The sequence below is a fragment of the Armatimonas sp. genome (assembly GCF_964826245.1).
Window position 1 is genome coordinate 1 of record NZ_CBAYMC010000166.1, and the last position, 10,007, is coordinate 10,007.

The window sequence follows — 10,007 nt, forward strand, 5'->3', positions numbered from 1 at the left end:
GAAGCGGACCCTCTCGCAACTTGTGAGGCGATCTTCCCTGGCTCGCGTGCGCTGGTCGAGAAATACGGCCTCGATGTCACGCGTCGCCCACACCGCAGCAACGCCGAAGAATCCCCGCTGGGCTGGATGCCCAAGCGACACTTTGGGACGTTTCTGGAGCGGCTCGCCGCACTGGATGAAACCGAGGCACGCGCCCTACGCTGCCCCTATGCGGGTTAGGAAACAAAACAAATGCACTACACAAGTTTGGGCCGAACCGGCCTTAAGGTCTCTCGTCTCTGTCTGGGCACCATGAACTTTGGCCCGCGCACCACCGAGCCAGACTCCTACGCGATCATGGATCGTGCGCTGGAGCTGGGGGTGAACTTCTGGGACACCGCCAATGTCTACGGCGGCAAAAAAGGCGAAGGAATCACCGAGCAGATCATCGGGCGCTACTTTGCTCAAGGTGGCGGACGGCGCGAAAAAGTCGTGCTGGCGACCAAGGTCTATGGCGATATGGGCGAGTGGCCCAATACTAGCCGCCTCTCTGCGCTCCATATCCGAAAAGCCTGCGAGGACTCGCTACGCCGCCTCCAGACCGACTACATCGATGTCTACCAGATGCACCATGTCTGGCGGGACGCGCCCTGGGACGAGATCTGGCAGGCGATGGAGCTTTTAGTCGCGCAGGGGAAAGTGCTCTACATCGGCTCATCGAACTTTGCGGGCTGGCATATCGCCAAGGCGAATGAAGCGGCCAAGCGGCGCAACTTCCTCGGGCTGGTTAGCGAGCAGAGCCTCTATAACCTCAATGCCCGAACTGTGGAGCGAGACTTACTGCCCGCCTGCGAGGACTACGGCCTCGGGGTAATTCCCTGGTCGCCGCTTGCGGGTGGTCTTCTTGGCGGCGTGCTGGGCGATATTGATGAGGGCTCACGCCGGTCTGGCATCAAGCTCGATGATGCAGGCCGAGCGAAGATGGAGAAGTGGGAAGGCCTCTGTGCGGAGCTGGGAGAGTTTCCCGCGGATGTTGCCATTGCCTGGCTCCTGCACCAGAAAGTCGTCACCGCTCCGATCATCGGACCGCGCACACAGGCCCAGCTGGATGGTAGCCTGCGGGCACTGGAGATTGCACTCAGCGCGGAGACGCTGGCGAAGCTGGATGAGATCTTCCCCGGACACAAACCGTCGCCGGAGGGTTATTCCTGGTAAAATACGGGGCATGCAAACCCTCGTTATTTTTACCGCACTCTCTCTCTTGAGCGGAGCACCGCGCTCCGCTCAAGAGACACCGACGGCTCCCACAGTCGCCACACAAGCAGCTACGCCTGCGGTCGCGCGGGACTTTTTTCTCTTCTCCAAAGCGCTTCTGAACCTGCGTGAGGGCGAGATCTCCTCTCTGGTCACGATGGACGTGAAGGGTGAAGGCCTTGCCGTGGTGGTGCAGGCGCAGATCCATCTCATTCACAAGTTCAGCGGTGCTTTTATCAGCGAGACGACGGTGAAGCCGCCAGTGAGCGGAGCCACAAAGCGCTATAAAGTAACGCACGATGGCAAGACTACTTGGGTTCAGGACCTGGGTGCCAAGACGTACGCGATCCAGAAAGTCAACGATGACAATGAGTTTCTCGTTCGTGGGCTGCTCTCCGGGCTCGCAAAGGCGGCGCTAGGCAAGCTCGAACCCGCCCAGCTCAAGCTCCTGACCGCCGCTGAGCCTACTCCCGAGCTTGCAGCAGAGCTCGAAGTGGCTGTTGCCAAAGACGACGGTAGCCTGAAAGTGCGCAACGAGATCGTAGCGGGTAAGCCTTATCGGGTTTATGAGCTCAAGCCCGACAAAGAAAAAGGGATTCTACTTATCTATGTCAATGCAGCAAACCGCCCTGAGCGCCTCACCATGGATCTAGAACAAGACAAGCTAAATATCAAGTTCGTTGAGGTTATCAAGAGCAGCTTGCCGGTTCTTCCGGCGAATACCAGCTTTAAATTTAAGCCCACCCGAACCATGAAGAAAGTGAAAAAGATAGACCTAGGAAATTTCTAAAGATGAAAGCAATGAGGCAACAAAAAAAGGCACCGCCTAGTGCGGCGCAAGCGGAGCTTGAGAAGCTCCAAAATGAGCTACGCCAGCGGCAATCAACGCTCTTTAAAGACCTAGATAAGCTAAAAGAGAGTGAGCAGCAAAAAGCCTACGAGACGATTAGTGCGAAGCTGTTTGCGGAGTTTTGGCCCAAGTACCAGAAGCTCATCAATACCAGCACCGGCGGTGTTCAAGTCCGCGCCCGCATTGCCGCAATAAACGTGGTGGAGTTGGGGCGGAAGCCATTGCTCGTTGATCAGCTTGTTGCCGATATTATTCGTGAGAGCCGGGAGCTCCCCGAAGCGGCCCAAGTGGCCATGCAGCTGCGCTACCGGGCCTACATGGGTAAAGAGGCAAAAGTCAAGGCGCAGCTCGCCGCACTGGGGAAGTCTAAGAACGCTGCCGTGCAGGCCGCCGTGCTCTATGCGACGGCGGAGCTGACCAAGGACACCGACGCCAAAGCCGCGGTGCCGCTCTACCGGCAAGTGGTCGCAAACTACCCTGCCACGGACTATGCCAAGCGCGCCAGAGGCGCCATTTTTGAGGCGGAGAACTTGCAGGTCGGCATGGTCGCCCCCGAGATCACCGGCTCAGATCAGGAAGGCAAGACCTTCAAGCTCTCGGAGTACCGGGGAAAAGTGGTGATCTTAGACTTCTGGGGATTCTGGTGAGGGCCCTGCCGCGCGATGCTTCCGGCAGAGAAAGAGATGGTCAAGCGACTCGCTGACAAGCCCTTTGCTCTTATTGGAATCAATAGCGATGGCGACCGGTCGGTCGTCAATAAAATCTTAGAGCGCGAGAAAATCACCTGGCGCAATGTGATTGATGGAAATACCAGTGGTCCGATTGCGATGGCCTGGAATATCAGTGGCTGGCCCACGATCTATGTTTTAGATAAAGAGGGCAAGATCCGCCACCGGGATCTGCGCGACGACGAGCTCGAAAAAGCGGTGGTCAAGCTTCTGGCGGAGGCTTGAGCCTCGTTCCCAGCGTGAGGCAAACCAGCCCGCCAAGCAGTATTCCCGCGAGGGTCTGGTAGGCAAAGTGGGCTCCTGACTCGACTCGCGACCATGCCATGAGGGCTGCCCAGAACCACCACAGTGGGGCAAGTTTTGGGTAGCGCTCGGTCAAGATATAGGCAAGGCAGACATGGGCCGCCGTGTGCCCGCTCGGAAATCCACCATCACCGCCCGATGGTCGGGCAAGCACATGAAAGCCGTGCCAGGTAATGGTTTTGATAAGCCCAAAGAGCACGGTCTCCCCTAGCATCACGGCCACGACCCAGAGCGCCAGTGCCTTGTCTTTATTGCGCCATGCCTGAGTCAGTAAGTAGCCCAAAACGATGACCAGCGCTGTGGTGTTTCCCTCTCTTCCGATGACTTTGGCGAGTGACTCAACGCCCAAAGCATTTTTGTGGTCGAAGGCAAACCCGATGATGGCTGCCAGGCCTAGTAAGGGCCCCGCCACGAGGTGTGGCGACTTCACCTATCTTTTCTCCGAGGGATTTCGGAGCACGATCTCGGTGTAGTCCAGCCCTGCGGCTTCCAGGGACTTATGCCAGGCGGGAAAACGGCGTCGTGCAGCCGTGATCAGGGCGGTGTCTTGGCGCTCCAGCGCTTTGGCATACAAGGGCTCGCCCTTTGCATGTCGCTCCTGAATCCGGCGCACGACTTCTTTCTCATCCCAGTCATGGTAGCGGCGAATGGTGTCGTAGTCGAGGCCCGCAGCTTCGAGCGCGGCTCGCCAGGAGCCAAAGTGGTGGCGCTTGACAGCGGCAGCGGCAAGCGTGGGATCGAGCTTGAGGGAGACATGCCGCCACGAGAGATCCGCGTTTTGTGTCGCTAGCTCCTGAAGGCACTCGATGATTCGCTCGTTGGTCCAGCTTCGGTAGCGTCGTAGCTCGTCGTAGTCCAATCCTGCGGCAGCGACGGCGAGGGGATAGGAACCAAAGTAGCGTACTGCGGCTCTGAGCAGAGGGAGATCCTCACGAGCGAGGCCTGAGTAGGAGAGATCTTGCTGCGTTTCGTAGCGACGAAGAATCTCGCCAAGGATGGTGTCATTTGTCCAACGGGGCACGGGGGCTTATTCGGCAGGTCAATTCTGGATTCCTCCTCACCCGCGTTTTTGCACTCCGCACTCTTACACTGGTTCTTCTAACCCATCTGCCCTGAGACGCGGTATACTAAGCTCCAACGTATGCACTTTTTCTCTCGGTGTGGCGGTATCGCCCAGATTATCCAGCGCTCCTGAGCATCACACGGTTCGGGGTGGGCAGTGTCGCTCGCCTCTTGGGTTCGGCGAATCGGCGTGATTTTTGCTTCCAGGGGCGCTGCTTTGTTTGTCTCGCCGCCGACCCTGTGACCGTTTCCCAAACGTAAAGACTATGGACTATTCTAAGACACTCAACTTGCCGCAGACGGACTACCCGATGCGCGCCGATCTACCCACCCGCGAGCCGCTCTTTCAGGCACGCTGGGCGGAGCTGGACCTCTACCAGAAGTCACTCGACAAGCCCGCGCCCAAGGGGAAGTTTGTTCTCCACGATGGCCCGCCGTACTCCAACGGCAACTTGCACCTCGGTCACGCGCTGAATAAAACCCTCAAAGATATCGTCACGCGCTACAAGACCATGTCGGGCTTTTGCTCGCCCTATGTTCCGGGCTGGGACAACCATGGCTTGCCGATCGAAGTGCAGGTCGTCAAAGAGTTTCGCGAGAAGAAAGAGCCGTGGACGCCCGACACGCTCCGTGCCCGCTGCCGCACCTACGCCGCCGAGTGGGTTGCGGTGCAAAAAACGCAGTTCCAGCGCCTCGGAATCCGCGGCGACTGGGAAAACCCCTATCTGACGATGGCTCCGGCATTCGAGGCGAAGATCGTCGAGACGTTCTTGGCGATGGCGCGCAAGGGCTATGTCTACCGGGGCCTCAAGCCGGTGCTCTGGGACAGTGCCAACGAGACCGCGCTGGCCAACACCGAGGCGGAGTACAAAGACCATGTGAGCCCGGCAATCTATGTCGCCTTTGAGAGCGTGAGCGAGCCCGGCATGCGTGCGGTGATCTGGACCACGACGCCTTGGACCATCCCCGCCAATGTCGCGCTGGCGTTTCACCCGGACTTTGACTACGCGGTGGTCGAGACCGAGAAAGCGGGCAAGCTGGTGCTCCTGGGCGAGCTGCTCGAAGCCACGGCAGCGGCTTGCGAGCTGGGAGCCGTCACCGTTCTGGAGACCCGAAAGGGCGCAAGCTTTGAGGGGGCACGCTTCCGTCACCCGCTGCCAGAGCTGGATCGTGACTCGGTGGGCGTCTTGGCGAGCTACGTCACGACCGACACGGGGACGGGAATTGTCCATACCGCGCCGGGTCACGGCGCCGATGACTACATCACGGGGATGAAGTACGGCCTGCCCGTGCTCTCTCCGGTGGATGGACGGGGGCGCTACACGGAAGAGGCGGGGCCGTTTGTGGGCCTTAGCACAGATGAAGCCAATAAAGCGATCCCAGAGCGCCTGGCCGAGGTGGGGGCACTGCTGGGGAGCTACAGCTTCACCCACTCCTACCCACACTCGCCGCGTGCGCCGTACAAGCCGCTGCTCTTCCGCGCCACAGTTCAGTGGTTCGTCTCGGTAGACCACGACGGGCTGCGTCAGAAAGCCCTTGATGGCATCAAGGGGGTTTCCTGGTACCCGCCTGCCGCGGAGAACCGCATCACCGCTGCCGTCGCCGGACGCCCCGACTGGACCGTCTCACGCCAGCGTCACTGGGGCGTCCCGATCGCGCTGTTCTATGCCAACGGCGAGCCCGTGATGGACGAAGTCGCGTTCGATGCTGCTGTTGCCGTGATCCGTAAAGACGGTGTCGAGGGCTGGTACAACACCGCGCCCGAGGCAATCTTGCCCGAAGGCTTTTCTTATAACGGCGTCGCCGCTTCCGACTTTGAGAAAGAAAAAGATGTCCTGGATGTCTGGTTCGACTCGGGAAGCACCAGCTTTGCCGTGCTCGCCTCTGGCGTCTGGCCTGATCTTGATGCTACGACGTGGCCCGCCGATCTCTACCTAGAGGGAAGCGACCAGCACCGGGGCTGGTTCAATAGCTCGCTCATGATCGCCTCCGCACTCCGCGACGTGCCCCCGTACAAAGCGGTCGTCACCAATGGCTTCACGGTGGACGAGCTGGGCTACAAAATGTCGAAGTCCAAGGGCAACACGGTTGACCCACTGGGCGTGGTCGAGCGCTACGGCTCCGATGTTCTGCGCCTCTGGGTGGGCAGCATCGAGTACACCGAGGACACCAAGCTCGGGGACAATATCTTAAAGCAGCTCGCCGACAGCTACCGAAAGCTGCGCAACACCCTGCGCTTCTTGCTCGGAAATCTGGCGGACTTCAACCCGAACACCGATAAAGTCGCAAGTGAAAACCTAGACCCACTAGATGCCTGGATTCTCTCCAAGCTCTCAGGCGTGGTGAGCGAAGTCACGGCTGCCTACGACGAGTACGCGTTCTACAAAGCAACCCAAGCGCTGATCGGCTTCTGCAACACGGAGCTCTCGGGCTTTTACCTCGATGTCCTCAAAGACCGGCTGTATACGTCGCTTCCTGAAGACCCCAAGCGCCGCTCGTCCCAGACCGCCATGTTCGAGGTCGCGACCGCTCTGGTTCGCATGCTCGCACCGGTTCTCGTGCACACCGCCGAAGAGACCTGGGACTTCCTGCCCGCGTGGGACGGCAAAGCCCAGAGCGTGCATCTCGCCGACTGGCCTGTCGCAGGGGAGAGCAACGCGGCATTGGGGGCTCGTTTTGTGGCACTTCTCACCGTGCGCGATGCTTTCAATCTTCAGATGGAGCCGTTTCGTCAGGCGCTGGCTGCCGCACGTGCCGCAAAAGAGCCAACGGATGGCCTGATCTCCAAGCCCGAGGAGGCCTACGCCGCGATTACAGTAACGCCCGCTCTCGCGGAGGCAATCGGCCCTAGCATTGAGGAGCTTCTCGCCTTAGCGCTGGTCGTGCCCAAGCTCACAGTCTCGGTGGGGGACGCACTCTCCGTCACGGTCTCGCCGGCTCCCGGAACCAAGTGCGCTCGCTCCTGGTTCGTGCGCGAAGATGTCGGCTCTGACCCGGAGTACCCCGAGATCTCCGCCGCACAAGCCGCTGTCGTTCGCGAGCTGGTTCGGCGCGGGACGATCCCTGCTGACGGAGCGGTATAATACTTCGTTATGCCTAAACGCCTCGCGCCTGCCGGGTTCTATCTCCTGGCAGGCGCTATTGCTATCGTCGACCAGGTGGTAAAAGCCATTGTTATCGCAAAGATTCCCGTTCACACGTCGGTGCCGCTCTGGCCCGGGGTTTTTCACCTGACTCATGTCCAGAACGATGGGATTGCCTTCTCGATGCTGGCGGGAAAGACCTGGCTGATTACGATTGCCTCGATGGTGATCATGGCAGGGATTGTATTTTCCGAGCGCAAGGCAAGCGGCGGGCTGGATCGGTTTAATGGAATCGCGCTGGCGTTGCCGCTTGGGGGCGCACTGGGCAATTTAATTGATCGGCTACGCTCCGGGCTGGTGACCGATTTTCTCGACTTCCGGGCGATTAACTTTGCGATTTTCAATGTCGCAGACACGGCGATCACAATTGGCATCTGCTTACTGGCGATCAAGAGCTTCTTACTGACCGACTATGCCCCTGCGAAGCCCGAGCGCACTGAGCTTACTGAGGAGACAACCTAGATGATCCCGGTTCTCTTTCACATTGGCTCGTTCCCCTTGCGCTCGTGGGGACTGCTCCTCATGATTGCTTTTCTCATGGGCGCGCTACACGGCACTAAGCTCGCACCGCGCTACGGCATCAAGCCCGATGACCTCTGGGACGCATCCCTGGCGGGGCTTTTTGGAGGCGTGCTGGGGGGACGGCTGGGGTATGTCCTCCAAAATATGGGCGAGTATCTCAAGAACCCTGCGCAGATTCTGAACTTCATGAGCGGGGGGATGACTAGCTTTGGTGGGATGCTCGGTGGGGTTGTGGTTGGTTTAGCCGTCTGTAAGAAGAAGGGGATGAATCTTTGGGATGCCGCCGATGTCGTTGCGCCGTCGCTGGCGATCGGGTGGTTTTTTGGGCGCATTGGCTGCCTGCTCAATGGCTGCTGCTACGGCCACAAGTGCGATGTTGCCTGGAAAATGAACTTCTACCCAGACGAGCACACGCAGGTTCTCGGGGTTCATCCTACCCAGCTCTACGAAGCGCTGGGGATGGTGCTAACCTATGCCACTCTTATGTTCATCACCAAGCGACGGGTATTTCGCGGTCAGGTTTTTGCGGCGTTCTTGGTGCTCTATGGCATCGTGCGCTTCGTGGTCGAGTTTTGGCGGGAGCAGTCTGGCGTGGAATCTGTGAAGTCAGGCCTCTCCACAGGGCAGTGGGCGAGCCTTCTGGTGGTCGTTGTGGGGCTGGCACTGGGCAGTGTGCTGGCAAAGAAGAATAAAGTTTGAGTTGTTTTTGTCCCCCCGCCCGGCGGGGGTTAGGGGGCGGTTTCGCATGATTGAGCTAGTTGTTACCGAGGCGGGCGGGCGTTTGGACGCCTTTCTGGCTGCACACCTTCCCGAAGTCTCCCGTGCGCAGGCGGCGCGCTGGATTGATGAGGGGGCGGTGCTGGTGAATGGGAAAGCCGTCAAGGTTTCCTACAAAACGCAGGCAGGAGACACGATTGCGGTCACGCCGCCACCCATGAAGCCGACGGAGCTGGTTGCGGAGGCCATTCCCCTCACGGTTGTCTATGAAGACGATGATTTTTTGGTGATCAACAAGGCAAAGGGCATGGTGGTGCACCCTGCGCCGGGAGCCAGGACGGGGACACTGGTTCATGCGCTTCTCGCCCACTGCAAGGGCAAGCTCTCCGGGATCGGGGGAGAGGAGCGGCCTGGGATCGTGCACCGGCTGGACAAAGACACGTCGGGCTTGCTCGTGGTGGCCAAGAACGATGTCGCGCACCGGCACCTACAAGAGCAGATTCAGAGCCGCACGGCCAAGCGCACCTATGTGGCCCTGTTCTGGGGAAGCCCGCACTTTGACGATGCCGTGATCGAGGCCCCGATAGACCGTCACCCGGGGGATCGCCATAAAATGGCCGTCAGTGAGCCAGGTGAGGGACGCGATGCCGCCACGGAAGTGCACGTTCTGGAGCGCCTTGGCCCAATGACCATGATCGAGTGTCGGCTGCGAACGGGTCGGACGCACCAGATTCGTGTCCACTGCCAGTTTGCAGGCTATCCTGTGGTCGGCGACTCGGTCTACGGTGGCCTGCGGAAGCTGGATATCGAGACGAAGGGCCAGGCGCTCCATGCCTGCAAGCTTGAGTTCATCCATCCACGCACCGGGGAAGCCCTCTCGTTTACGGCTCCCTTGCCCGGTTACATGCGCGGCATACTCGCCACCTACCGCCGAAACCACCCCGACTAAGTCCCGCCCGTTAGAGGGGCGGGACTGGAGAGCCTTCGGCTACAAAGGCCGTTCCGGCCATACTGAATATTCGGATTTATGGCCGGAACGGCCTTCGCAGCTTTAGCTCTCCCGCCACGCCGTTCCAATCGGCGTGGTTCTTATCGAGGGGAGGTATAATTCCCGTATGCAACGACTTGCCGCAACACTTGCCGCGCTGGGGCTGGCCGCAGGAGCACTTCTGCCTGCCCTCTCCCAGGACAAAGCCAAGACCCCCAAGCCAGCTCCCCGCCCTGAGATGATCCAGCAGTTCGAGACCCACATTCGCCCGACGTTTGTGGCCTCGTGCTTGGGATGCCATAGCAAAGAAAACACGCTGGGAAACCTGCGCCTGGATGCTCCCGTCACGGCGGCACAGGCGGCAGAGATTGTGAAACGCGTCAAAGGCGAGGGGGGAAAGCCCCGGATGCCGCAAGGAAATGCGGCTCTGGCCCCGGAGAAAATCGCCGCGCTGGAGAGCT

General features: G+C 59.6%; 10 protein-coding genes and 2 pseudogenes. 10 read left to right on the forward strand and 2 right to left on the reverse strand.

Going from position 1 to position 10,007, the window contains the following annotated elements:
* The 5 genes and pseudogenes from AC1XOS_RS15215 to AC1XOS_RS15235 form a co-directional block, all read left to right on the forward strand.
* Window positions 1–219, forward strand: a 219-nt coding sequence (locus AC1XOS_RS15215) for a hypothetical protein (protein ID WP_481963076.1), incomplete at its 5' end; no start/stop codon positions are given.
* Window positions 220–231: 12 nt separating this feature from the next.
* On the forward strand, window positions 232–1,194 hold the full coding sequence (locus AC1XOS_RS15220; protein ID WP_481963077.1) for an aldo/keto reductase: 963 nt from the start codon (window positions 232–234) through the stop codon (window positions 1,192–1,194).
* Window positions 1,195–1,204: 10 nt separating this feature from the next.
* Window positions 1,205–2,023 (forward strand): hypothetical protein, encoded by an 819-nt coding sequence (locus AC1XOS_RS15225; protein ID WP_481963078.1) that lies wholly within the window; start codon window positions 1,205–1,207, stop codon window positions 2,021–2,023.
* A gap of 11 nt (window positions 2,024–2,034) precedes the next feature.
* Complete coding sequence (locus AC1XOS_RS15230) at window positions 2,035–2,730, forward strand: peroxiredoxin family protein (protein ID WP_481963079.1); 696 nt, start codon at window positions 2,035–2,037, stop codon at window positions 2,728–2,730.
* Window positions 2,731–2,742: 12 nt separating this feature from the next.
* Window positions 2,743–3,036, forward strand: a pseudogene (locus AC1XOS_RS15235) (TlpA family protein disulfide reductase); the annotation flags it as partial.
* On the opposite strand, the gene AC1XOS_RS15240 reads toward AC1XOS_RS15235, so the two are convergent.
* The gene (locus AC1XOS_RS15240) at window positions 3,014–3,544 is read right to left on the reverse strand and encodes a phosphatase PAP2 family protein (protein ID WP_481963080.1); all 531 of its coding nucleotides are present in this window, start codon (window positions 3,542–3,544) and stop codon (window positions 3,014–3,016) included. The pseudogene AC1XOS_RS15235 and the gene AC1XOS_RS15240 sit on opposite strands and share 23 nt — an antisense overlap.
* Window positions 3,545–4,135, reverse strand: coding sequence for a homing endonuclease associated repeat-containing protein (locus AC1XOS_RS15245; protein ID WP_481963081.1), 591 nt, complete (start codon window positions 4,133–4,135; stop codon window positions 3,545–3,547).
* Window positions 4,136–4,442: 307 nt separating this feature from the next.
* Here AC1XOS_RS15245 and ileS point away from each other — a divergent pair, with 307 nt between their 5' ends.
* The 5 genes and pseudogenes from ileS to AC1XOS_RS15270 form a co-directional block, all read left to right on the forward strand.
* Entirely contained in the window at window positions 4,443–7,259 is a 2,817-nt protein-coding gene (gene ileS / locus AC1XOS_RS15250) for an isoleucine--tRNA ligase (RefSeq protein ID WP_481963082.1), read from the forward strand.
* A 9-nt stretch (window positions 7,260–7,268) separates the two neighbouring features.
* Window positions 7,269–7,781: a signal peptidase II gene (lspA, locus tag AC1XOS_RS15255; protein ID WP_481963083.1), complete on the forward strand. Its 513-nt coding sequence runs from the start codon at window positions 7,269–7,271 to the stop codon at window positions 7,779–7,781.
* Complete coding sequence (gene lgt / locus AC1XOS_RS15260; RefSeq protein ID WP_481963084.1) at window positions 7,782–8,540, forward strand: prolipoprotein diacylglyceryl transferase; 759 nt, start codon at window positions 7,782–7,784, stop codon at window positions 8,538–8,540. It begins immediately after the preceding gene.
* Window positions 8,541–8,586: 46 nt separating this feature from the next.
* A complete protein-coding gene (locus AC1XOS_RS15265; protein ID WP_481963085.1) occupies window positions 8,587–9,507 on the forward strand; it encodes an RluA family pseudouridine synthase in 921 nt (306 codons plus the stop codon).
* Between the two features lie 166 nt (window positions 9,508–9,673).
* Window positions 9,674–10,007: pseudogene (locus AC1XOS_RS15270) on the forward strand (hypothetical protein); the annotation flags it as partial.